This window comes from Rheinheimera tilapiae (genome assembly GCF_042432165.1).
Classification (GTDB): Bacteria; Pseudomonadota; Gammaproteobacteria; order Enterobacterales; family Alteromonadaceae; genus Pararheinheimera; species Pararheinheimera tilapiae.
Genome location: NZ_JBHLXP010000001.1, coordinates 233,766 through 259,632 on the forward strand (window position 1 = coordinate 233,766; position 25,867 = coordinate 259,632).

General features: G+C 54.2%; 14 protein-coding genes. 4 read left to right on the forward strand and 10 right to left on the reverse strand.

Translation table 11 applies throughout. The features are described from left to right. Nucleotides 1–71 precede the first annotated feature (71 nt). Together ACFFJP_RS01060 and ACFFJP_RS01065 are read right to left on the reverse strand one after the other, a co-directional pair. Nucleotides 72–3,116, reverse strand: coding sequence for an efflux RND transporter permease subunit (locus ACFFJP_RS01060; protein ID WP_377239525.1), 3,045 nt, complete (start codon nt 3,114–3,116; stop codon nt 72–74). Further along, the gene (locus ACFFJP_RS01065) at nt 3,113–4,165 is read right to left on the reverse strand and encodes an efflux RND transporter periplasmic adaptor subunit (protein WP_377239527.1); all 1,053 of its coding nucleotides are present in this window, start codon (nt 4,163–4,165) and stop codon (nt 3,113–3,115) included. Before ACFFJP_RS01065 ends, ACFFJP_RS01060 begins: the two co-directional genes overlap by 4 nt. A gap of 87 nt (nt 4,166–4,252) precedes the next feature. Between ACFFJP_RS01065 and ACFFJP_RS01070 the strand changes: the two genes are divergently transcribed. After that, nucleotides 4,253–4,945 carry a TetR/AcrR family transcriptional regulator gene (locus tag ACFFJP_RS01070; RefSeq protein WP_377239529.1) on the forward strand — a complete coding sequence of 231 codons (693 nt, stop codon included), beginning with the start codon at nt 4,253–4,255 and terminating at the stop codon, nt 4,943–4,945. Here ACFFJP_RS01070 and ACFFJP_RS01075 read toward each other — a convergent pair. The 6 genes from ACFFJP_RS01075 to ACFFJP_RS01100 form a co-directional block, all read right to left on the reverse strand. Further along, complete coding sequence (locus ACFFJP_RS01075) at nt 4,935–6,536, reverse strand: methyl-accepting chemotaxis protein (RefSeq protein ID WP_377239531.1); 1,602 nt, start codon at nt 6,534–6,536, stop codon at nt 4,935–4,937. The genes ACFFJP_RS01070 and ACFFJP_RS01075 overlap by 11 nt on opposite strands. A 12-nt stretch (nt 6,537–6,548) precedes the next feature. After that, the gene (locus ACFFJP_RS01080) at nt 6,549–8,435 is read right to left on the reverse strand and encodes a putative bifunctional diguanylate cyclase/phosphodiesterase (RefSeq protein ID WP_377239533.1); all 1,887 of its coding nucleotides are present in this window, start codon (nt 8,433–8,435) and stop codon (nt 6,549–6,551) included. 369 nt (nt 8,436–8,804) lie between these two features. Continuing rightward, the gene (locus ACFFJP_RS01085) at nt 8,805–11,348 is read right to left on the reverse strand and encodes a glycoside hydrolase family 3 protein (RefSeq protein WP_377239535.1); all 2,544 of its coding nucleotides are present in this window, start codon (nt 11,346–11,348) and stop codon (nt 8,805–8,807) included. Between the two features lie 19 nt (nt 11,349–11,367). After that, nucleotides 11,368–12,795 carry a glycoside hydrolase family 30 protein gene (locus tag ACFFJP_RS01090; protein ID WP_377239537.1) on the reverse strand — a complete coding sequence of 476 codons (1,428 nt, stop codon included), beginning with the start codon at nt 12,793–12,795 and terminating at the stop codon, nt 11,368–11,370. Beyond that, the gene (locus ACFFJP_RS01095) at nt 12,779–14,377 is read right to left on the reverse strand and encodes a tryptophan halogenase family protein (RefSeq protein WP_377239539.1); all 1,599 of its coding nucleotides are present in this window, start codon (nt 14,375–14,377) and stop codon (nt 12,779–12,781) included. Before ACFFJP_RS01095 ends, ACFFJP_RS01090 begins: the two co-directional genes overlap by 17 nt. A gap of 15 nt (nt 14,378–14,392) precedes the next feature. After that, the gene (locus ACFFJP_RS01100; protein ID WP_377239542.1) at nt 14,393–17,149 is read right to left on the reverse strand and encodes a TonB-dependent receptor; all 2,757 of its coding nucleotides are present in this window, start codon (nt 17,147–17,149) and stop codon (nt 14,393–14,395) included. 465 nt (nt 17,150–17,614) lie between these two features. Between ACFFJP_RS01100 and ACFFJP_RS01105 the strand changes: the two genes are divergently transcribed. Then, on the forward strand, nt 17,615–18,799 hold the full coding sequence (locus ACFFJP_RS01105) for a helix-turn-helix transcriptional regulator (protein WP_377239544.1): 1,185 nt from the start codon (nt 17,615–17,617) through the stop codon (nt 18,797–18,799). 16 nt (nt 18,800–18,815) lie between these two features. Here ACFFJP_RS01105 and ACFFJP_RS01110 read toward each other — a convergent pair whose 3' ends face one another. After that, the gene (locus ACFFJP_RS01110) at nt 18,816–20,261 is read right to left on the reverse strand and encodes an ADP-ribosylglycohydrolase family protein (protein ID WP_377239546.1); all 1,446 of its coding nucleotides are present in this window, start codon (nt 20,259–20,261) and stop codon (nt 18,816–18,818) included. Nucleotides 20,262–20,428: 167 nt separating this feature from the next. Between ACFFJP_RS01110 and arfB the strand changes: the two genes are divergently transcribed. After that, nucleotides 20,429–20,848, forward strand: coding sequence for an alternative ribosome rescue aminoacyl-tRNA hydrolase ArfB (gene arfB, locus ACFFJP_RS01115; protein WP_377239548.1), 420 nt, complete (start codon nt 20,429–20,431; stop codon nt 20,846–20,848). A gap of 157 nt (nt 20,849–21,005) precedes the next feature. After that, nucleotides 21,006–24,611, forward strand: coding sequence for an InlB B-repeat-containing protein (locus ACFFJP_RS01120; RefSeq protein WP_377239550.1), 3,606 nt, complete (start codon nt 21,006–21,008; stop codon nt 24,609–24,611). 109 nt (nt 24,612–24,720) lie between these two features. Here the strand turns inward: ACFFJP_RS01120 and ACFFJP_RS01125 are convergent, their stop codons facing one another. Further along, nucleotides 24,721–25,866, reverse strand: coding sequence for an RNA polymerase sigma factor (locus ACFFJP_RS01125; protein ID WP_377239553.1), 1,146 nt, complete (start codon nt 25,864–25,866; stop codon nt 24,721–24,723). Nucleotide 25,867 lies beyond the last annotated feature (1 nt).

The window sequence follows — 25,867 nt, forward strand, 5'->3', positions numbered from 1 at the left end:
CCATCCTCTTTGCTTTAGGCGTTGTTGTCAACGTACGGCGTCACGCGTTGAGCTTGTGACGCCGTCCATCGTTATACCGTCGGGATTTTTGCCAGACGTTTGCGGAAGAACACCATATACAGCGCCGGCACAAACAGCAGCGTCAGCACAGTACCAACACCGACACCGCCAATCAGTACAAAGGCCAGCGGGCCCCAGAAGGTGTCCAGTGTCAGCGGAATAAAGGCCAGCATCGCGGCGAGCGCGGTCAGCAGCACCGGACGGGCGCGGTGAATGGTCGCTTCAACCACCGCATCACGTGGTGCCCAGCCATCGTTGAGATTGTCGGTGACCTGCTGTGTCAAAATCAGTGTGTTGCGCATCAGAATACCGGCGAGGCCAATCAGGCCAAGCAGGGCAACAAAACCAAACGGCTGACGGAATAGCATCAAACCGAGCGTCGCACCAATCAAACCAAGCGGCGCTGTCGCCAGTACCATCCACATGCCGGTGAACGAGCGCATCTGCAGCATGATAAAAATCAGCATCAGCGCCACCATCAGCGGCATCAGCTTTTGGATCGACGCATTGGCTTTACCGGATTCTTCAACTGAACCGGCTTGCGTGATGCGGTAACCGGCTGGCAATTTGGCCTGAATATCCGCCAATTCTGCCCAGATTTTATTCGACACGTCATTCGGCTGCGCGCCTTTCACATCAGCCACCACGGCGAGATAAGTCTGGCGGTTGTAGCGTTTTAGCAGTGGCTCTTCGTAATCAATCACCAGCTCACCGAGCTGGCGGATCGACACCGCTTTGCCCTGTGGCGTTTTCAGCTCAATGGAATCGGGTTGCAGCGCCTGTGGTCGCGCCAACCGGGCTACCACGTCAACACTGCGGATATCTTCACGTAGTTGCGACACCGTCGCGCCACTGAACTGGAATTGCAGTTGCTGCGCAACATCGGCGGCGGTCAGGCCATAGGCCAGCAGTTGGTCCGGATTGAGTTTCAGCCGCAGCACCGGCATCCGCTCTTCCCATTCCAGATGCGCGCCAACCGTATTCGGATTGGCGGTCATCACGTCTTGAACCTGATAAGCGATACGGCGCAGTTCCAGTGGATCTTTCCCAATGACGCGGAAGCTAACCGGCCACGGCACCGGCGGGCCGAATAACAGTCGCGTGACGCGGACTCGCGCTGCGCTGAATTCGCCGGCATCGATATGCTGATGCAACAGACTGATTAAGCGGTCACGTGCATCTGCATCTTTGGCCACAATCAAAATCTTGGCAAAGGACGGATCCGGTTGTTCCGGGTTCGCCGAGATAAAAAAGCGCGGTGCGCCGGCGCCGACAAAACTCGACAGCGACCTGACATCGTCGTTGCCTTTAAGCAATTGTTCGACCTTCAGCGCGACGGCGTCGGTATTACTGATCGCAGTGCCATGTGGCAGGTAAATACTGACCAGCACTTCCGGCCGGTCCGAGCTTGGGAAGAATTGCTTTTGCACGCCTTTGGCCATGCCCAGCACTGCCAGCACAAATGCCAGCACCACAATGCCAATCACGGTTTTTTTGCGGTTGATACACCACTGCACCAATCCGCGCAGTTTGCGGTAAAACGGCGTTTGGTACGGGTCATGCGCATGGGCTTTGACATCCGGCAGCAACTTCACGCCAAGGTACGGTGTAAAAGTTACTGCGACCACCCAGGATACAATCAGCGCGAAACCAACCACCCAAAAAATATTGCCGGTATATTCGCCGACGCCGGATTTGGCAAAACCAATAGGCACAAAACCAGCAATAGTCACCAGCGTACCAAACAACATTGGCGCTGCCGTGGCGGACCAGGCGTAGCTGGCGGCGCGTACCCGATCTATACCTTGTTCCATTTTTACCATCATCATTTCAATGGCAATAATGGCATCGTCGACCAATAAACCGAGCGAGATGATCAAAGCGCCGAGCGTGATGCGGTCGAGGTTAATGTCGACCATTTTCATCAGCAAAAAGGTGATGCCAAGTGTCAGCGGAATCGCGATGCCAACCACTAAGCCAGCGCGAAGACCAATCGCCAACACGCTGACCGCCATCACCACCAGCACGGCAACAAGGAATTTAATTTCAAATAAATCAACGGCTTTAGAGATAGCTTCGGCCTGATTGGTCAGCTGGTGCAATTCGATACCCAGCGGCAGCTGCGCCTGAATATCCTGCAGTTTTTGCTGCAGCGCTTTGCCAAGCACCAGGCCGTTTTCACCCGGTTGCATCACGACGCCAACCAGTACCGCTGCATCGCCACCGGTGCGGGCTAACAGCCGTGCCGGTTCTTCATAACCGCGGTGGACCAATGCGACATCACTGAGTTTGACCAGCTTGCCGCCGACCCGCAGCGACAACTGCTGCAGTTCAGTGAAACTGTCGGTGCGCGCATCAACCCGCAGCTGTAACCCCGGGCCTTTGGTCTCAATCTGACCGGCCGGCAACAGCCGGCTAGCCGCGCTTAGTTGTTGCTGTACTTCAGTTTGGCTGACACCCAGTGCCGCCAGTTTATTCTGGTCAAAGTCGATATAAATCCGCTCAGGCCGGTCGGCGATGATCACTGCTTTCAGCACGCCGGGCACCATGCTGAGCTCATCACGCAGCGATTCTGCCTGGCGGCTCAGATCACGAAACGGCAGGCCAGGCGCGCTGAGCGATAACAAGCTGAAATACACATCTGAAAAGGTGTCGTTGACCACCGGGCCAATCACGCCCGCCGGCATCGAGGTGGCTTCTTCTTGCATCCGTTTGCGGATCTGGTAGAACAAATCCGGCACCATCGCCGAAGGCGTGTAGTCTTTAAATTCGATGGTCAGATTGGCCGCGCCGGGGCGGATTTGACTGTCGATTTTGTGAATATTGCGCACTTCCTGAATACGTTTTTCCAGCCGGTCGGCCAGTTGCGCCTGCATTTCTTCAGCGGTTGCGCCCGGCCAGTACACCGACACAATCATGGCGCGAATGGTAAAAGACGGATCTTCGGCCCGGCCTAAGGATAAAAAGGCCCAGACGCCGCCAATAAAGGCCAGCAGGATAAAAAACAGCGTGATGGCGCGTTCGCGCACGGCCAGCACGGACAGGTTAAAGCTCATGGCTTCAGCTCCTGCACGGCCATGCCGTTGTTCAGAAGGTGAGTGCCGAGCGTGATGATTTTACTACCGGCCGGCAGGCTGGTTTGTACTGTGGCAAATTCGCCGTCCAGTTTCAGTACTGTGACCGCAGACGGCTGTGCTTTGCCATCGACGACTTGCCATAACTGCGGCTGCGCACCGCGTTCATCCAGAGCGCCAAGCGGCACCTGTACTTGCTGCGCGCTGACCGGCAACTGCAGTTGGACCTGCAACACCCGGCCCAGTGCCAGTTCGGCCGGTTGGCTGCTCAGGCTATACCGCGCCTGGCGCGTCAGACTGGCGGCGTCGGCACTGCCGGCGGCACTTCGGAGCGTCAGCGTGAATGATTCGCTGCCGAACAGCACAGTGCCTTGGGTTGGCGGTGTGATGTGTTCCGGCAGCTGCACTTCAATTTCAGATTGTTGCGCGCTGGCCAGGGCAGCCAGACGTTGACCGGCACTGACCACCTGGCCCGGTTCCGCGCTGATGTCAGTGATGATGCCGGCACTACCAGCTGTCAGATTGGCATAATTCAGCCCGTGTTCGGCTTGTTGTAACTGGGCGTTGGCGCGGTCTAAGTTGGCTTTGGCTTCGTTGTAGCGCAGTTCAACCTGTTCGCTGCTCTGTTCGCTGACAAAACGTTGTTTAATCAGTTGCGCCGTGCGATGTTTTTCCGCCTGGACCGTCTCCAGACTGGCTTTGGCAGCAGCCTGTGCAGCTTTGGCGACGCGGACCGACTCGGCTAAATCTTTTGGATCCAGCTTGTATAGCAGCTGACCTTGCTCGACGCGCTGGCCGGCCTCCACTAGCCGCTCTGCGATACGGCCACTAACCTGAAAAGCCACCGGTACCTCGTTACGCGCTTTGACCACACCGGTTAACACCAGCTGTTGTTGCCCGGCTTGCTGTAATGGTTGGGTCAGCACAGCTCTGGGTTTTTCTGCATTGTTATTGGCGGCGGCGGGGTCGGAACAACCGCTCAGCCACAATGGCAGAGACACAAGGGCGAGCAGAGGAAGAGTACGTAACATGGCCACCTCGGGCAGAGTCTGGTATTATTAAACGGCTTCGTTCAGAAATGCATTATTGAACGGCCGCGTTCAATAAACAAGAGAAAAATGATGACAACAACTCCCGGCACATCCCATCTCCCTCAATCAGGCCCTGCAGCAAGCGGGCGGCCGGTTGATCGCAATAAGGATATAGCCATTTTGCAGGCCGCGCGGCAAATCCTGTTATTTGAAGGTGCCAGTGTGCTGACGATGGAAGCCGTGGCCGCTAAAGCCGGGGTGTCCAAAGCCACTTTGTATTCGCGCTTTGGCAACCGCAACGCGCTGATTGAAGCAGTGCTGCGTGCCCAGTCTGATTTTTTTGTCGAAAGTTTAAGCCCCGCCGTGCAAAACGCCGCGCAAACCTTTGCCGCATTGGAAAGTTTCAGCCTGCGTCTGCTGCAGTATTTATTCAGCGAAGATCATCTGTGTCTGATGAAGACATTACAGGGGCATCAGGGCATGCCGGAAGAACTGCGGCTGCGGATGTATGAGTTAGGCCCGCAAGCCACTTGTGATCAGGTGGAAGCCTGGTTGTCGCAGGCGCATCAGGCCAAAGTGATTTGTTGTCCAGATCCGGCGCTTAGCACCGAGTTTTTGTTCGGCATGCTGGTCGGGATGGATATGCTACGCAATATGTTTCAGCAGTCACCAAAGCGCAAACCGGCCGATTTAGCCGGCCATGTCCGCACTGTGGTGACGCTGTTTTTACAGATGCATCAGTGTGAACTGAATGCCTGTCCGCCAGAGATCAAACCTTAAAACGACCGACTAAGCCGCTTAAATGGCCGGCAACTTCTTTTAACTCATTGATCAGGACATAGTTCTGGTCAGCAATTTGGTCTGCAACCACCGATTGATCATGCAGTTGATGCAGATTGCGGTTGATCTCTTCCGACACCTGCGACTGCTGCTCAGTTGCTGCTGCTGTGCGCAGTGACATGCCACTGACTTCAGATGACGATTTCATCAAATGACTGAACACCGATTCCGCCACTTCAGTTTGTTGCACTGAGTTGTCCGCTGACAATTTGCCCCGGCGGATAGCATGAGTCGATTCAGTCACCAGTTGCTGCAGCGTATGAATGGTGCCTTTGATCTCTTCGGTGCTTTCCTGGGTTTTCGACGCCAGCTTACGCACTTCATCGGCGACTACGGCAAAACCGCGGCCTTGCTCACCGGCCCGCGCGGCTTCAATCGCGGCGTTCAACGCCAGCAGGTTGGTTTGGCCGGCGATGCCGCTAATCACTTCAATCACACTGGAAATGGCGACTGAGCTGTTATTTAACGCTTCAGACAAACTCATTGCGGTGTCCACATCATCCAGTACGCCACTGATACTGCCGGACACGGCTTTAATTGACGCGATACCTTTTTCGGCGTAGCCGCGTGAATCGTCTGATTCGCGTGCGGTGTCGGAGGCCACTACTGCAACTTCGCGGTTGGCGACGGACATTTCGTGTACCGCGCTGACGATAGAATCGGTGGCAGTATTCAGGCTTTGCGTGATGCGTTTGGTTTCATGCACCGACGTCAGCATATTGCCGGTCACCGCGGCAAGCTGTTCACTGCTATGCAAAATGTCGGTGATCATCAGCGCCTGTGCATCGAGGAAGCGGTTAAAGGCATCGGCCAGGTCGCGTAACTCGTCTTTGGTCTGCACGCTGATGCGCTGAGTCAAATCGCCTTCGCCCTGCGTAATTTCATCGAGGCGGCGGATTATAGTTTCGACGTTAGATTTAATCGCCGTTGGCATCTTAAAGCTGTACCAGGCAGCAACAGCAAACACCAGCAAGCTGATCAGCAGCGCTGTGACTTCGATGTCCTGAACTTCGCTGTTGGCTTCGTCAATGTGTTGTTTGGACAGCTTCAAAGCGAATTCGCCGGCGTCGTTGTAGATTTTCCGTAGCGCAGCAAACTGTAAGTCTTCCTGCTGGACAAAGGCGGTGTCTTTGCCAGCACCTGCGGCAAAATACTGGTCAGCACTGCTGGTCCAGGCGCTAAATTTCTGGTCAAAATCAGCGAACTGACCGCTGAATTGCGGATATCTAGTCATCAGCGCTTTGTATTGGTTAAAACGGTCTTTCGCCTGTGCGACGTTTTCCTGATAGTCCGTAGTTAATTGCGAATTGGCCGCAGATTTATATTCTGAAATCGCCAGTTTGGCCTGATATAAATCACGATCAGCATTCAGCACAATGGAGATTGCCTGCTGAAACACATCTGATTCTTCTTGGACAATTTTTTGCAGTTTTGACACTATCACCGAAGATAAAGTCAGAATAAACAACAGCGTAATAAACATCAGCACAGTAGGGACACTGGCTTTAAAACGCAGACCATGATAATTCAAACGACACCTCGATTATTCGTGAGTAAATGGAAAAAGTGATGAGTATTCAACGGGTTTACTGAAGTAGTACCCTTGCATGTAGTGAATATTAATCGCCGTGAGGATCTGCACCTGTTCTGCAGTTTCCACGCCTTCCGCGACGATTTCCCAGCCCATGGACTGTGACATCGAGGCAATGGCATGCAATACCGGCATGCCGCCTTGGCCGATTTTGTCGATAAAGGCTTTATCAATTTTAACTTTATTGACGTGCAGTTCATTGATCACGGACAAAGACGAGTAACCGGTACCAAAGTCATCAATCGAAATAGCAATACCGGCATCGCGTAACTGATTGGTTTTGTCGATCAGGATATTTTTGTCGACGGTGAATACCGATTCGGTGATTTCAATTTGCAGCAATGCGGCTGGGATCTGATGCCGCTCCAGCAACTCATGTAAATCCGGTACAAATTCATCTTGTTGGAATTGCAGGGCGGACACATTGACCGCTAACATCAGTGGCTGACCGCACTGGCAACTATGCCGGATCACCTGACAAGCCTGATCCAGCACCCAATAGCCGATGCTGTTGATTAAACCGCTTTGCTCCGCCAATGGAATAAATTCATCAGGCGGCACCGGCACGCCGTCCAACGTCCAGCGCAGCAACACTTCGTAATAGCGGGAATTATCAACCGGTACCCGCACTATCGGCTGGAAAACCAGCCGTAATTCTTGTCGGCTGATTGCCTGTTCCAGCCGGGTGCGCAACATCGATTTGCGCCGGTATTTGCCGGCGATTTGTTCGTCATAAATGGTAAAGCCTTGTTTATTGGCTTTTTCGATATTGCCATACAGGGCGAGGTCGGCCAGATTAATCAGATTGGAGATATCGTGGCCATGGTCCGGATACAGCGACACACCGATATTGGCCGACAGTTTCAGCGCATTTTCCTGCAGACGAAACGGCTGTGAGATACTTTGCTGCACAGTCTCAATGAAATCATGCAAGGCTTCTGCAGTGATCGGAATGCCGATTAAAAATTCATCACCACCCCAGCGACAGCAAATAGCAGGTTCATGGGTCAGGGTTCGCAGCCGGTCGGCCATCTCGCGCAAATATTGATCGCCGATCTCATGACCGAGACCATCGTTGATGCTCTTGAGTCCGACCAGATCAATCATCACCAACGCCAGTTTTAATTCATTACGCCGGCTGACTTCGGTCAGCTCGGAGGCGATTTCGATGAAACGGCGGCGGTTATACAGGCCGGTCAGGGATTCGATATCCGATAGATACGACAGCTCCTTGGTGCGCAATAACACTTCAGTTTCCAGATTGGCCAGCAAATGTTCGTGCTCACGTCTGAGCCGGATAGATTCCAGCGTAAACAGGTAGCTGTTGCGCGCAGAAAAGCTTAAAAGACCGGTAAAAATGATGCCAAGGTAACCAAAGATAATCTGCTCGCCACCTTGCCACAAAAACCAAAGGCCAAATGGCAGCAGGCATAACACGATATAGCTGATGATCAGGGCTTTGTTCGACGATAAAGCGTTGGTGACACCAGCGGCAATGGCTGCCAGCGTGGCCAAAATCACAATGAGTTGCTCTGAATCGGCACCAATGCCAAACCACAGACCAAACAAACTCCATAACAACGCCGTAGCAACGGCTAAAGCGGCAAAGCGTTGCAGAATTTTTGGCTGGTATTTTTCCCGTTTGGTTTTCAGACTGTTCCAGCACCGCAGGTCGTAGCCACGCCACAACAGCAGACTGATCATCAGCAGCCACCAGATGCCAACTGAGGTATGGTGATTGTGCTGAAACAGCAACAAACTGGCGGCTGTTGCCGCAACGCCGGTGCCAATCAATCCGGTTTTCAGATTGTTGTACAGCACATCCAGGGTTCCCTGCAAAGACAGTTCCTGATTCGGCATACAGACAGCAACTCCCGGGGGTTGAATGCACCAAAATATCGCGGTGTTTGCGCAGTTTCTGTGCAAAAAGCCTTGATAGCAATTGAATATTTGCTGGTCTGACCTGAATTGTGACTTGTTCGCAGTCGCATGTCTGTAACGATATAGATTCAGGCCTGTTCCAGACCACAGTGTAGGAAAATATAGGGCTGATGGCTGGTGATATTAGCTGCGGCGAACCGGCGAAAATGCGCGCGGCGCGCAAGTGCCGCGAGTGGGGAGGTGTTGTAGTGCAGCAAAGGGAGCGTTTTGCAACGCCCCCTTCTTCGTGTGGAGCTTCTGGTTTCGGCAAGCAAAGCCCGCAGGTCACTAAACGCCCGGACAACTCAGATCGGCAGTTGCCGTCGCCGGTGTCAGTCGGATGTTCGACAGGGTCAGTGCGGTGTTGCCGCTGCTTTGTAACATGAACGGCTGGTACAGGTGATTCAGTGCGACGCCGGCATTAGCCAGACATTGCAAATCGATCACCAGTTTGTGCCATTGACCGGCCGCTTTTTGTGTTAGGAGCGGATTCAGATTTACCGTACCGCCGCAGCCTGAACCACAAGACATGCTAAGCAGGAGCGGTGCTGGTGGCGCGGTCTGCCATTTCAGATCAAACACCAGCTGGCCATAAGCGCTGATATCCAGCGCTTCACTGCTGTGTAATACCAGACTGGCGTCACCTTGCCATTGCAGTTGCAACGCATCTTCCTGCTTCTGCCAGTTTACCGCCTGCAGTTGCAGCTGCTGGCTGGGGCTTGCCGCTTTATTGCCGCTGACGGCGACCGTACCTTTTGGGTCCTGCAGCTGCAAGGTCAGCCCGGCTGCAGGCCGGCGCTCCAACAGACTACGCTGTGTGGTGGCTTTGGCTTGCTGTGCTACTTGCTCCGGTAAATCGGCGGCGATATCTTGTGTCGCGTCCTGTGATGAATAGCTCAGGCCATAACCGAGGGCAAATAACGGCTGATAGGCAGCATCGCCGCTGTTTAACGGGCTTTGATCGGCTTGCCGTGGCCAGGAAAATGGTAATTTGCCTTTAAAATCATACTGAACCTTGCTGTCCGGCGTCTGAAATAACACTTCAGCCACTGCCTGACCTGCGCTGCCCGGCAACCAGGCGGCGACAAAAGCGTCCGACAGATTCAGTTCCGGATTCACCCATAAAGGCCGGCCGGATAAAAACACGGTCACTACTTGAATGCCGGCAGCTTTGAGGCGGCGCAGCAGTTGCTCATCAGCGTTACTGCCTGATTGATAATCCAGCGTGGTGATATCGCCATCAAATTCGGCATAAGGGTTTTCGCCAATCACCACAATTGCCAGATCCGGTTTCTGGGCCGGACTGAAGCTGCCATCGGCGCTGTAAGTTACGCTGCCACCGCCAGCTTCGACCTGCTGGCGGATACCCGTAAGAATCGAACTACCTTGCGGAAAATCACTGTTTTGTGTGCCGGTGCCTTGCCAGGTCACAGTCCAGCCACCGCTTTGTTTGCCAATGTTGTCAGCGCCGTCACCAGCGACCAGCACTCTTTGTTGTGGTGCCAGCGGCAACAGCCGGCGATTGTTTTTCAGCAACACCAGTGACTCACGCACGGCCTGCGCAGCCAAGGCCTGATGATCGGCATGCCCAATCCATTGCTGCTGGCCTTTGTACGCTTGCCGGCCCGGATCCTGCTGGAACAGACCGGCGCGGAACTTGACGCGCAAAATACGCCGGACTGCATCGTCCAGCCGGGCCTGCGGGATGGCGCCGCTTTCGATATCAGCGATGGTGTTCTGATACAGCGCTTTCCAGTCTTCCGGCACCATCAGAATATCGACGCCGGCGTTAAAGGCCGCAGCACAGTGCTGGTTGCTGCAGCCCGGCAGCTGGCCATGACCATTCCAGTCGCCGACTACAATGCCATCAAACCCCAGCCGGTTTTTCAGCACGTCAGTCAGCAAATATTGGCTGCCGTGCATTTTCTGACCTTGCCAGCTGTTAAAGGACGCCATGACGGTCTGCACACCGGCTTCAATCGCACTGAAATAGCCTTGCGCATGCAGCCGCACCAGTTCGGCTTCACTGAGGCTGTTATTGCCTTGATCTTTGCCTGCGTCTGTGCCGCCATCACCCAGATAATGTTTAGCGGTGGCGATGCGGGTTTTTGGTAACGTCGCCGGTTCGCCCTGAATACCGCGCACTAACGCCGCGCCCAGCGAACGGACGATAGCCGGGTCTTCACTGTAACTTTCATAACTGCGGCCCCAGCGATCGTCGCGTGCGACTGCTACGGTTGGGGCAAATAACCAGTCGATGCCGGTTGCCGCCACTTCAGTTGCGGTGGCTTTACCGATAGCCTCTACCAGTGTGGCGTTATTAGCGGCGCCAAGGCCGATGTTGTGCGGAAAAATGGTCGCGCCATAGACATTATTATGGCCATGCACGGCATCGGTGCCCCACAGCGGCGGGATAGTGCTGCCGTCGAGGCTCGCATCGATAGCCGCCTTGGTATAGGCATCAGCCAATGCGGCCCAGTCAGCGGCGCTGGCTTGTTTGTTGTCATTCGGATAAGCGCCGCCACCATTGAGGTAAGAACCAAAGCCGTATTGGCGCATATCCGCCACGCTCATCCAGCGGATATCGGGCTGGATCACCTGTGCCACCTTTTGCGCCAACGTCATTTCGGCCAGCAGGCTGTTAATTTTCAGCTCCAGCGCAGCATCTGCCGCCGGGACTTTCAGCTGTGGCCAGACCGCTCTGGCTGCCGCCGCTGTGTCAGGCGTTTGCGCAGCCGGTGTCGCCGGAGGTTGGCTACAGGCCGTTACGGTGAACGTCAGCGCAAGCAGCGCCGGCGCCCGGAGTTTCTGTCGGGAGAGCAACCATTTCATCAACAATATTCCTTTTAGATCAAAGCAGCAGCGTCAGTACGCTGTGGGCCGGAGCTGTCACGCTATAGGGCAGTGATTTGCCGTCGCGGCGCAGGTTAAATGGCAGGGTTTTGGCGCTGTTGTTCAGGACCAGCAGCAGAATGCGACCGTCCGGGCGTAACAATGCTACTTGTTTTAGTGGCCCGTTGTTGGCGCCGGAATCAATCCGGACTGAGCCATCCAGCAGCCATTTGCTGGCCTGACCGATGATGTAATAAGCCACATTGCGGCGTAGTTGCTGGCCGTCGATAGTCAGCGCGCCGAGACACTTGCTACAGCCGCCGTCGGTAAAGGGCCGGTACTGGCTGTCGGCGGCCAGATTCCACTCCAGCACATTGCGCGCCCATTGCCGCGTTGCTCCGATGATCAGGTGTTCAGTATGCCATTGCAGTGAACCGGCAAAATCGCTGTCGGCGCCCACCCACTGCTCGGTGAAATAAATCTGTTTATCCGGATGCGCGGCTTTCAGTTTGGCCAGCTCACTGATATCGCCGTTGTATAGATGAAAGGCTGAACCATCGATATAGGCCTTGGCGGCCGGATCGTTCAGTACCGTGATCGGATATTCCACATGGTCGGCATTGTGATCATAAATGATGATTTTGCTGGTAATGCCAGCGGCTTTAAACGCCGGGCCCAGATGATGTTTGATAAACGCCGCCTGGTCCCAGGCGTGCATCAGCAAGCTTGGATTGTTGCCATCATGCAGCGGCTCGTTCTGGATCGTAACTGCGTCAATGCGGATACCATGTGCTGCCATCCCCTGAATGTAGCGGACAAAGTACTGCGCATAACTGCCAAAATGTTGCTCCAGTAATTCACCGCCGACCGTCGACTGATTTGATTTCATCCAGACTGGCGGCGACCAGGGGCTAGCCAAAATTTTTAAGTTGGGTTTTAACGCCAGAATTTCTTTCAGCGCTGGGATCAAGGTTTTTTCATCGGGTTTCAGCGAAAAATGTTTCAGCGCCGGATCCTGTTGTCCGGCAGGTAAGTCGTTATAACTGAATGGTTTTTCGTCCAAATCAGAGGCGCCGAGGCTGATACGCAGATAACTGATATTAATCCCCTTGGCGCTGAACAATTCCTGTAACAAGGCGGCCCGTCGTGCCGGTTGCAGCTGCATCAGGTGTTGCGCGCTGCCGCCGGTCAGGCTGAAACCAAAACCATCGATCGGCTGATATTGGCTGCGGGTATTCAGCACTATAGTGGCGGCGCCGGATTGCGCTGCCGGCAACAACAAACCAGCCGGGTTTTCGGCCAGCAGATATTGTTGATTGGCGCTGGTCAGCAGTAGCTGCGGGACTTTGCTGCTGTCAGTGCTGGCCAGAACCGGGTTGGCAAAAAACTGACTGCATAGCGCCAGCACTGCGGCAACCGCCAGGCGCGGTTTAACGAAGTTGTGCATAAAGATCCTGTGTAGTGGGGGGAGTCGTCATGGTGCTGTTGCGTTGGGGTAATGCCTGCAGACGCTGTAAAAAAGCCTGTTGTGTAGGCATCTTGGCAACGCAGGCAGCAATGACACTGGCGGTGCTGGCGGCAAATTCCTGAATTTGCGCGGTGCTTTTCAGGCAGACCAGCGGGTCATGTTGCTGCGGCAGCAGCCGTTGACCGAGTAATACCTGCACCCAGCTGTCTTCGCGAAACAGCTCGTCGGCAACCCGGTGTACCCGGCCATATGCGCGGAAAATGTCCAGCTTCTGTGCCAGCGTATCCGGCAGCGACATCGCGGCGCAGTACCGCCAGAATTCGCTGTCGCGCCGTTCGGTGACGTGGTAATGCGCGATGATAAAATCGCGGATCTGCGCCATTTCGGTGGCGGTCTGCACGTTGTAATGAGCGATATTGCCGGGGGCAAAACTTTTGTCCGGAAATAACGTGATTAGCCTGGTGATCGCAGTTTGCACCAGATGCAGGCTGGTCGACTCCAGCGGCTCGAGAAAGCCGCTGGACAAACCAATCGCCACGCAGTTGCCATGCCAGGCTTCGCTGCGCCGGCCGGTCTGAAAACGGATCTGGCGCGGTGCGGCAGTGGCCGGCGTATCCAGATGTGCCAGCAGGGTTTGTTCTGCCAGAGCGGCACTGGCGAACTGACTGCTGAACACGATGCCGTTGCCGGTGCGATGTTGCAGTGGAATACGCCACTGCCAGCCAAAACTGTGCGCGCTGGCGCGGGTGTAAGGTGGCAGCTGTGGCAAGGCGGCAGAAGGCACTGCAATGGCACTGTCGGCCGGCAGCCAGTGGCTCCAGTCCTCGTAACCCACGCCGAGCGCCTGACCAATCAGTAAAGCGCGGGTACCGGAGCAGTCGATAAACAAATCCCCGGTGATGCGCTGGCCATCTGCCAATACCAGTTCACGGATATGGCCGCTGTGGGCGTCGCGCACCACGTGTTCTATCAGGCCCTCGGTCCGGGTTACACCACGGCTTTCACTGATCCGACGTAAAAACTGCGCATACAGACCGGCATCAAAATGATAGGCATAGGCGATTTCGCTGACCGGTGATTGCGGCCGGTTCAGATCGGCGGGCATAAATTTATGCTGCTCGGCCATTTTGGCGGCGATGCAATATTGTTCAAATGGCAGTGCCAGGCCTTGTTGCTGCAGATGCAGCCAGTACTGGTAAAAACTCAGCCAGTCCCATTGCCGCCCCAAAGCACCAAAGGCGTGGAAATAGCTGTCACCCTGGCGGCCCCAATGGCGGAACTCGATGCCGAGTTTAAAGGTTGCACCGGTAGCGCGGATAAACTCGGCTTCATCAATGCCACACAGCTGATTGTATTTTTTGATTGCCGGAATGGTTGCTTCACCGACGCCGACAGTGCCGATTTGCTCGGATTCTATCAGTCGGATCTGAAACTGCCGGCCGGTCAGCTGTGACAGCATGGCGGCGCTCATCCAGCCGGATGAGCCGCCGCCGACGATCACAATTGACTGTACCGGATCCAATGGCTGCCCCGCAGTGGAGGCTTTGGCCGGATCAGACATAGAGTCGTCTCCCTGTTACAGCTTATAACTGATGCCAAACAGCACCTGACGACCATATTCCTCGTACACTTCCGGGAAATAACTGCCGCCGCCCTGTTCGGTATTCAGCCGGGTGGTGTATGGCGAGTTGGTCAGGTTGTTGACCTGCAGCAACAGCGTCAGGCCATCCAACGCGCCTTCGACAAAGTTGTAGCTGAGCTGCGCGTCCACCTGCTTGTCGGCCAGCACTTCGGTATAACCACGGGTGGCAAACAGCTGTACCACTTCGCCGCGAAATTCCGAGCGATAGCGCTGTGACAGGCGTGCCGAGAAACTCTCATTCTCGTAATAGACCGTCAAATCACGCACCCGGTCTGATAAACCCGGCAGTTTGGTTTTTTTACCCGGACCATCCGGCTCTATGCCTGAATCAGCCCAGGACTGACTACCGATAAAGCCAAAGCCTTGCAGACTTTCGTGGATTTTGCCGGCGTCCAGCGACATGCTCAGTTCCAGCCCTTTGATGTTACCGCCCTGACCGTTGGCCGGCCGGCTCATGTTGCCGATGTTGCTGATTGGCACAATGGTCGAATTATTCGGCGCATTAGAGAAATCAAAATCAAAGTTTTGCGTGTAGATATAACTGTCGAGTTTTTTGTAAAAAGCGCCGAGCGCGATATAACTGCTGCCGTCGAGATAAGCTTCATAAGTTAAGTCCAACGCTTTGGCGCGCCACGGTTCCAGCTGCGGGTTGCCGCTGCTGCCACTCCAGCGCCGTGAATCGACATTAACACCGGCGGTGATGCTGGCACGCATTTCGTCCATCCGTGGCCGTGCCATGGTTTTGCCGGCACTTAAACGCAGAAACTGGTCGTCCAGTACTTCCATGCTGAAGTTCACGGCGGGCAGGACGTCGGTGTAACTGGCACCTTCACTGACCTGTACCAAAGTGGCCGGATTGTTCGGATTGTAATCACTGGCCAGGAAGCCACTGGAAGTCTGTTCAGTGCGCACCAGTTGAGTGCCAATGTTACCTTTGAGCGGTTTACCCCACAGTTCGGTGTCGAGGTTAAAGCGCAGGAAACTGGTCAGCACTTCTTCGTCGACGCCCCAGGCTTTGTTCCATCTGTTGGTATCCAGAATGGGTTTGGTGTCGTAATAACGCGCCACGGTTGGCAGGATGTCGTAGGAGATCACACCTTTGATGCCGGCAAATCCCAGTGAGGTCGGCGCGACTAATAATGACGGATCGATACTCACCGGCTTGCGGCCGTTTTTCAGCATTAAGTCGTTGTCGTCGACCAGTTTGTCTTTGCTGCGTTCGGTGTAATCGAGGCCAAATTCCAGTGCGCTGAAAGTATTGCCGAGTGAGGTACCGTTTAAGTCGTATGCCGCTTTGGTATTGATGGCGCGGATGATTTCTTTAACATGCGGGAACCGGATCGAGCCGTCATGGCCCCAGCCGCCCCACGGCGCCGGATCACTGAGCTGAACTTTGTTGACGTCGGTGTAATCAGTGCCCGGCGTGTAAGTTGGGAAACCCAGCGGAGCCAGATCAAACCCGATTTGGTCAAAACTGCCGGTTGGCGTCAGGCCGGCGTAGGTTTCCAATACCTGCTCGTCACGCTCGGAGCCGGAGTAGGACAGGTCCAATGCTAAAGTCCAGCGGTCGGTCTTGTATTTGGTATTCCAGCCCAGCGCAGCCAATTGGTCGTCGCGGGTGTTGTTGTCGTTGCGCAGTACTGGTCTTAAATTGGTGGCAACGCCGCTTTTCACCACTTTGGTGCCGCCAAAATCGGCAAACTGCGGATTCAGGAACTGCATGCCATCGCCGGTCCATTGGTTAGTGAACCACATCACGCCGCGCATGATTTCGTCTTGTTTAAATTCAGAGTAATAAGCGTCGACCACGCTGTGCAGCTGATCGTTGGGTTTGTATTCAAACACACCCATGATGCCGTCGCGCACCTGACTGCGCGCTACGGCGGTCACTTCCTGACCTACCAGCCCCAACGCATCATCATTGTTGGTGCCGGCCAGCGCCTGATCGACGGTGTTCCATTCCCAGGCTTTGTAATGTTGCACCTGTGTTGGCGTATCCATATGGGCATAGCCAAGCGCGATACCGACAGTGTCATCGGCAAATTGGTCAATGTAAGACACACTGCCGCGCCAGCCGTTGGCGGAAATTTCCGGGTGCAGCTGATCAATACTGCCTTTTTCACCGCGCAGGTTAAACGCGACGGTCTGTTCGCCGTGTTGCAGCGGTCGGATGGTGCGCATATCGACAGTACCGGATAAGCCCATGCCGGCGATGGCGACGTCGGATGTTTTATACACCACGGCACCGTTAATCAGTTCCGACGGATACTGGTCATATTCGACGGCGCGGTTATCGCCGGCGCTCGCCTGCTGGCGGCCGTTTAAAGTAGTGGTGGAGAAATCCGGCGCCAGGCCGCGAATGGAGATCACTTGTACCCGGCCATTGACGCGTTGCCCGGCCAGACCCGGCAGCCGGGTTAATGATTCGGCAATACTGCTGTCCGGTAATTTGCCGATGTCTTCAGCAGAAATCGCCTCAACAATAGAGGCCTCGTTTTTCTTGATGTCGACGGTGGTTTCCATACTGCGGCGGATACCGAGGACTGAAATAACTTCAATTTGTTGTTCGGCGTTTTTATCGGTTTTTGTCACAGTGCTCTGGTCGGCATAGGCCAGCGCCGGCAGCAGACTGGCGCTGACCGCCACGCCAAGAATTTGCCGGATCGCACTGCTTAACTTGTGCTTGTGCATAAATTGTCTTCCTTATCCCGTTGATGTGTAGAACCGCACTTTGTTGTACTTCGGAGTGCTGGTCTCAACCTAAGCGGCTGTCGCTGTCTTGTCGTTTGAAACAGGTCGTACGATGCAAAAAAATTCACTCACCGGCGTTCGAATAAAGTCGAACCTGGTTCGGATAATGTAACTCAATGAATTTTATCGATTTGTTTTGTGCGTTCGATGCAGCTGCCTACAGGATACGCTGTAGTTTTTTTCAGCGCCGGGGTTGTGCCGGCAGGTCTTTGTTTCAAATAAGTGTACGACATGGTGGGGAAGGTTGCGACAGAGCCTGACGCAGCCAAAGTGACCGGCAGCCATCTTCCACTGCGTGGCGACTTTTGGCAGACGACTTTTGACTGCGACCTATTGCAGGCGGCAGGCCGTGCCATGCATAGTACCGGCAGTTCCGGCCCGTTTTAAGCTGCAGTTGCTGAGTGTATGGATACTATTCTGTTTAATTTCCATGACTTATTAATGGTCATGACCGCTTTTGAATGTCTGCTGCTAGCGTTATTGCTGGCGGCGTCGGCGAAAACACGTTCGCTCAGTAACCTGTTGCTGGTGGCATTTCTGATCTGTCATTTCCTGATCCCGCTGCACGAACTCACGTTCTGGGGCAAACAATTCCGTATTTGGCTGCTGGATTTTTCACCTGATATTTTTTTCCTGTTTAGTTACGCCTATTTCCTCGACGGTCCGCTGCTGTACTTTTTTGTCCGCGCCATGTTGTACAAAGATTTTCGCCTGAAACCGCAGCACAGCTGGCATTTGCTGCCACTGGGGATTTATCTGGCGCATATGGTGCTGAATTTCTATCTGTTGGATCCGCCAAGTCAGATCAGTCTGATCCAGACTCAGCACATCGCCTATTCATCGCCACATTTATACTTCGAAGCGATGGGGCGTTTTGTCCGCGTCGGGTATGTGCTGGCGTGTTTCCTGCTGGTACTAAATTACAGCCGGCAATCACAGCAACAACGCGCTGACCTGAAGATCAGCGACGTTGCCTGGCTGAAGCTGATGCTGCTGTCGTTCCTGACTATTTTTGGGATGGATGGCACGCTGATGGCAATCAAAATCTATGGTCTGCTCAAAAATGATTTTGATATGGATTTGTTGAATGTGGTCGGGCTCAGCACTTACTACCTGAACTTCACCGCGATTAATATTTTGATTTTCCTGCGTTTTACTTCGTTCACTTCAGTTGCGCCGGTCAATGAGCAGCCAGTGTATGAAGCCAAAGACGAAAAAAATCATGTGTTTGATCAGCAGATCATTGCCAAATTAGAGCAAGTGATGGAGCAGCAGCGCTTTTACGCCAACCCGGACATCACGCTGGATAAACTGGCCGACGCCTGCGGCTACCCGGCGAAAAAGGTCTCGCTGAGCATCAAGCAGTGTTACCAGCTGAATTTCTACGAATATATCAATTCCTACCGCATCCGCGCGGCGAAAAAACTGTTGGAACAACAAGGCCCGCAAGCGCGTACTATCACCGACATCTACTTCGATGTCGGCTTTAACAGCAAATCAGTATTTAATACGTTTTTCAAACGCACCACCGGCATGACGCCAAGCCAGTACCGTGAATCGCTGAAAACGGCGGCGGTACCAAACGAATAAAACCGGCGGGTGCCGGTTAGCCCAGCGGTGCTTGCGGGATTGGCGCTGGCAGGGGGATCAGCCAGCATTGCTTGTCTTTACTGAGTCTGCCCTGCATCAGCTGTAGCACCACTTTGTCGGTGACGGCGACGCCTTGTGCCGCCATTGTGGCGAAGTCGGTCTGGCCATTGTTGGCGAACCCTTTGCGGGTGCGATGAATATCAAAACGCCGGGACAGCTTCTGGCCAAACTGTTGTTCTACGCGGTCGGCGCCGAGCATCAGGCCATAAAGCCCACCCCAGGTTGCAGCCGGATTGTCGGAATCCCAGCCGGCCAGCACGGCGATTTTCACTGTGTCCTGCATATCGCCGGCGCCATAAAAATAGCTGAGCAGGCTGGCGGCGAAGTTAATGCCAGCGGCAAAACAGCCATTGCAATACAGTTGTTTGGCGCTGATTTCGTAGCCGTCCTGCTGCTCCAGCTGGTAACGCCTATATAGAGCGTCCCGCACCTGTTCCCACGGCACGCCGGCTTGAAACTGCGCCAGCACAAAGTCATACATTTTGGCCGGATATTGATTGGCCGGAAGCGTCTGCCGGGCTTGCGTCGCGATATTCAACAGCGCCTGCTGCAATGCGGTTTTATCCTGCACCAGCTCAGCGCTGAACATCGCCGCGCGGGCATGCAGTTCGACATAAAACTGCGCAATATCAGCGGCTTCGCCAGACGCTGTGGTGCGGATCGGTAAATACGCCAGCTGCTGCGCGATGTCGGGCCGGCCCGGCGCTAAAGCGCCAAACAGTTCAGTGGTCAGCTGGGCGTCAATCATATCGTAATGCGGGTTCTGCGGTGGCAGGCCGGTAAAGGGTGGCAGCCAGCCTTGTTGCATTAAATCAAAGGCTTGCTGATTGGACACCCAAAGAAAATTCTCCGGTTTGCCATCTTTAGTGCGATGCGGCGTGTTGTCGTCGCGGTAGATATAAGCCAGCCAGCCGGCACGAATTTGCGCGCCAGTCAGCAGCGGATTCGGGCTTTGCAGCATCAGTTGCAGATAGATGTATTCAATGTCGCTGTCATCGTCCGAGCCCCAGATTTGCCCGGGGCTACGCAGCACCCAGTTAATGGTTGGCGACAAATCACTCGGCACGCCCTGGCCCCAAATACTCGGTTCATCGGCTTTGCCCCAGTCGGCGCGGGTATAAAAACGCCCGGCCGGGCCGGTGCCACCGATTTTGTCCATCTCGGTGACCAGGCCGGTCCAGTTGGCGACGCTAAGGCCGAGCCAGAAACCGGTCAGTTTTTCCTGATACGCCGCTCGCGAAACAGCTAATTCAGTGGCCGCGGTAGCAGCACAGCTGGCCTGCGACGTGGCGGCGCCAGCCAGTGCGGATGAAAGGAAGCAGCAGATGGCGCTGAATTGCGATATCCGCAGAAACAGGCGGCGGGACATGGTTTGTTGCAGAACTGGCAGCAGAATAGGCATCACAACTCCGTTTGGAAAGCGCTTTCATTTATCCTGCAGCTTTGGGGGGAGCCTGTCAATCGACGCTACCAGGCTTAGCTGTGCGTCAATATTTTGCAGCGATCTCCAGCACAGTCGCCGGCTGACAACTGCTACACTGGCGCCTCTTCGCTTAAGGACCGCTATTGATGCTGCAAATCACTTCCACTATCGCCATTGATGAGGCTGAAATCGACTGGCAAGCCATCCGCGCCAGTGGTCCTGGCGGCCAGCATGTCAATAAAACTTCGACCGCGATGCAGCTGATGTTTGATATTCAGCAGTCTTCGTTGCCCGCGCATTACAAAACCGCGTTGCTGCAAAAGTCCGATCATCGCATCACCGCATCCGGCAAAATCATCATCAAATGCCAGCAAAGCCGCAGCCAGGAGATGAACCGGGAAACGGCGTTGTTGCAATTGATTGAACTGATTAAATCGGCCGGCATAGTGCCGAAAAAACGCCACGCCACCAAACCAACCTACGGCAGCCAACAACGCCGGCTCGACAGCAAAAAACAACGCAGCGGCACCAAAAGTCTGCGCCAGCAAAAACCGGGTGTCGACTAACTACGACCGCGATTCACCCGCGTTCAAGCCATTTCTGCTGTCATGCATTTCCAAATTATCAACATTCGGGTAACGTATAGCGGATAAAAAAAAGGGTTTTCCTGCGAGACATCGCACCTGAATGCCATACACAAAGATAAAAGCAGCGGAGAGCTACATGCAGTACCAGAGAATTTTGGCGTTAGGTTTGCTAATGAGCCTCAGTGGTTGTGGCGGCGGTGGCGGCGACAGTCCCGCGCCGGTGACACCGGAAGTGCCACAGTATCTGGTCTCAATCCAAGCTGGAGCAGGCGGTAGCCTGAGCCCGGCCAGCACTCAGGTTCGCCAGGGTTCGACCGCAACTTTCAGCGTCAGCGCAGCCACAGGTTATGAGATTGACAGCGTCAGTGGTTGTGCCGGCAGTCTGACCGGCAATCAATACACCACAGGGGCAGTGAATGCCGCCTGTACTGTCACCGCCAGTTTCAAAAAACAAAACTTCCTGCTCACAGCAAAATCTGGCACCGGTGGCACTATCACACCAGCCGAACAGCGTTTGTTTTACGGTGATAAAGCAGAGTGGGCGGTCAAAGCGCAAACTGGCTATCAGATTGACCAGGTGGCCGGCTGTAACGGTAGCCTGAGTAGCGACATCTATAGTGTCGCCACGGTCACGGCTAATTGCGAAGTCAACGCCAGTTTCAAAAAACTCAGTTATACCGTCAGCACCGCAGCAAATGCCGGCGGAACTGTGACGCCCGCCTCACAAAAAGTTGAGCATGGCAACACCACCACGGTTGCGCTCAAACCAGATGCCGGTTTTACCATCAATACCGTCACAGGCTGTAGCGGTCAGCTGCAGGGCGATGTATACCGCACTGGCGCTATTACCGCAGATTGTAAAGTGGAGGCGGTGTTTGGGCCGGCCCTGGTGCAAGTTACAACCACTAATAGCAACGGTGGCAAGCTGAATCTGTCAAACCCGCAGGTGAAATATGGCGAAAGCCTGCAGCTGACGCTGCTACCGGATGCCGGATTTGATATCACTACGGCTTCAGGTTGTGGCGGTAAATTACAAGGCGCGGTGTTTACCACAGCGCCTGTCATAGCAGCCTGTACTGTTGAGGCAAAGTTTAACGTTAATACGATTGTCGTTTTTCCGGATGCGGGTTTGGATAAAGCGGTCAGGAAAGCGCTCGGAATAGATGACAACAGTCCAATTACTAAGACACAAGTGGCGAGTTTGACAGATTTACGTCTGTATCAGGAATCTGAAATCGTCGATTTGCAAGGTCTGCAGCACCTCACAGAACTGACGATTCTTGCTCTGTTTGCAAATAAACTGAGCGATATAGGGCCTGTACAAAGTTTGAAAAAACTAGAAAGATTGGAATTATACAATCTCCCTGTAATCAATTACCAAGCGTTACAAGGCCTTAAAAATCTTCGCCGGTTAGAGCTGTATAAAAATTTAGCTACTGATTTGTCTCCTTTACGTGAGCTACCCATAGCAGAGTTTTTAATCAGCACAGACGCAGACATAGATTTGTCACCGTTGCAGGGTATGCCAATAAAGCGTTTCCAGCTTTGGGGTAGTGAGACAACAGATTTAAGCCCATTAGCCAATGCACCTCTGGAGGTATTGGACTTACAGGGCAGTAAAACGCAAGACCTTTCAGTATTAAAGAACTTAACTAATTTGGATGTGCTGAAGATTGGGGGTTCTGAGGTCACTGAACTTGGTCCTCTGAAGCAGTCAAGACAATTGTCCTATCTTGATTTGGGTAACACCAAAATCAACAATCTGGATGTACTCAGTGAATTGGCGTTAGCAAAAAATGCAGTGTTAGAAATCTATGGGTGCATTGATCAGAAAGGTTATTCCAAACATCTAGAGCAATTAGAAGCTTTAAGGAGCCAGCGTAGTTTGTCGTTACGGATCTTCCCGTATAGTCGAAGTGATTGTGTTGATACTTTGGTGGGAACCAACTTTAGTTTACAGGCAGAAGTTGCAAATCGCAGTTTACACTACAGCTGGCAAATCAGTGGCAATACCTCGCCGATGCATTGCGCTTTGTATCTGGATCAAGACGATCAATTGCTGGGTTCAAGTGCCTCAACCCTACAAGCATGTGCTGCAAACGGCACCGCCACATACAGCGGCTACCAGGCCGACCAGTTCCGTCCCGCAATATGGTTTGATAATGGCATTGGTGGCGAAAAGCTGATTAAACTGGATGAAGTCGGAGCCGCGCCGGCCCAACCCGCGCTGCAAAGTCTGGATTTAAGTCAAATTACTATTTCTGCGAAGCCTTTATTGGTGGCTGAGCGCGATGGTTTGCTACGATTGCATGTCACCGCAGCACAAAGCCCGGCGCTGTTACCTAAATTCCAACTTGATTTGCAGCTGAACGGCAATAGCCAACTGCTGGATACTGTAGCACCGAAAAAGCTACCAGCCAGCAAAGTGCATCGTAGCCTGACCGATGCCTATCAGGCGATCATCCCGGCAAGCTGGATGAAACCGGGATTACAAATCAAAGTGTTACAGGACGGGCAGCTGGTCCGGACTTATGCACCGAAATATGCGCCGGCGCGGCCGCTGGCGATCCGCATCGTGCCATTTCAGCTTGGTGACCAGGTGGCGACGTTGCCGGATGTCAATGTCGTCAAGAATGCCGTGCGCACTTATTGGCCATTCAGTCAGATCGATGTACGCGCTCGCGCGCCTTATCAGCTGAAAGCGGGTGGTACTAAATCCTCGGCTTATGTGATGCTGCCGGAGTTGGCAGATTTGCGCCGGATCGAAGGTGAAGGCGTGTATTACTACGGCTATTTTAAACCTGAGATGGGCGATAATTGTTGTGGCGGTTTAGGCTATGTCGGTGCGCCTATTGCGGTCGGTTATGACACTGACGATGGTGAGATCCTGGCCCATGAACTGGGGCATAATTTTGGCCGCGAGCACGTGGACTGCGGTAATCCGTCAGGTCCGGATCGGGCTTATCCGTATCCGGCGACAACTATGGGATCGGTGGGATTGGATTTGGCGCTGAATGGCTGGATGTCGCCGGAAGACCATAAGGACCTGATGTCTTACTGCGGCCCTAAACATGTGTCGGATTACAACGTCGCGGCAGTACAAGAGTTCGTGCAAAAGAACCCGCCGGCAGCCTTCCCGATGCCAGCACAAGCAGCCTATCAGGCACAAACCGGCGGCAGCGCTTTATACCTCGCCGGCACTTTGCAGGGCAGCCAAGTGCAGGTCCGAACCTTAGTACCGTTGTCGCGTGCCCCCCGCAGCGAAGCAGCCAGTGGTTACACTATCCGGGTGTTAAACGAGCAAGGCAGCTGGTTTGAATTTAACCTGCAGCTATTGCAGGTAGACCATCAGGACAACCCATCAGAGCGTCATTTCAGCGTTGAACTGCCGCAGATGACGATTCAGCGCTTTGAGATTTGGCACAGTGGCGTGCTGGTTGCGACGCAGGAAAATACCGCTGTGCTGGCAGGTAGCGCCCGCCAAAAACAACAACAGCAGCAACAGAGTCAAAGTCAGATCCAGCTGGACGAGAGCGCCAATCAGCTTTGTGTGACCTGGCCGGCCAGTAAAGATGCCTCGCTTAGCGTCATCCATCAGCAAAACGGCGAAGATACTGTGTTGGCATTAAATGAAACGACCGGCCAATTCTGCCGCGACAGCAGCGCATTGCCACCCGGCGGTGACTGGCGCCTGATTTGGCGTCAGCAGTTGTCGGTGCGGGAATTCCGTCAGGCACGTTAAGCAGGACGACACAAATGATAGAGCCGGCTGAATGCCGGCTCTATTTTTTGGTGGATGCACACATCTGTTGATGCCGGTCCCCAGCTCAGCGACGTCAAAGACGCTGCTGTCAGAGCCGGCCCGAAGCGATCAACCCGGCAATCATGCCGGCCCAGCCGGAGCCAATGCCGACCACTGTTCCTACTGCACAGCCAAGCCATTGCCGGCGTTGTGTTGCCGCTGCTTTAATTGGATCTGCGGCCCGTTCACGCGCTTGTTGTGGTGCCAGCAAGCGGCTGAGCTGGACCTGCGTGCTCAGCAGCAACAACGTCAGCATCGTCATACAGCTGATCGGCCCCCAGGCGCTTTGTGTCAGCTCATAGGCGGCGACCCAGCACAGACCAAACAGCGCCATCCACGCTATAGTGCGGCGTCTGAGCTGACGTAAGGCCGTAGCAATTTCTGCGCTGTCAGCGCGGTCTATCGCTGGTTTCATACCATAAAACACCGCCGCAATCGCCAGTAAGGCGCCGATCGCGGCGCCGCCGAGTATGGCCACTAATTTCAGCGGGCCTGCAGCACTTCCTTGCACCACTGTTTGCGACAGCTGATCTGCCGCCATCGCCGCAGCGGGCGGGCTGGCGGTTGCGAGTGCTGCAGTCAGTGATGCTGAGAACCCTAGCCCCGGCGCGGTTGACAAGATCAGCTGGCCATAACGGCTAAGCCATTGCTCTTTCAGTGATTCACGCACCCGCTGCAGTTTTTTCCGTACATTGGCTTCGCTAATGCCAAGCAGCGCCGCCACCTGGCTGCTGGATTGTTCTTCGCGGTAAAACAGCAGCAGAATTTCACGGCTTTCGGCCGGCAGCGCGTCGAGGAATTGTTGTAGCAGCTGCGCTTGTTCGGCCCGGCCATGCCACAGCTCTGGGTTCGCATCCGGGTCAATAAATTCGGCCAGCACAGTGTCTGCGTCATCACTATCCAGCTCGCGTCGCGCTTTTTGGTCACGCAAGCCATGAAACGCCTGATAGCGGGTGATTTGCCGCAGCCAGGGTAAAAAACTGCTGGCTTCGCGCAGTTGTGGTAGTTGCTGCCAAACGTGGATAAATACCTGCTGTGCAATATCTTCGCTGCGGTCTAAGTCTTCAACAATCGCCAGCGCAATACTGCTGACCATCTGGCGGCAGCGGCTGATCAGGCGCTGATAAGCGGCCATGTCGCCTTGTTGTGCCGCTAACACGTCAGGCATTAACTGTAATTCGATGCTGTGATCCATC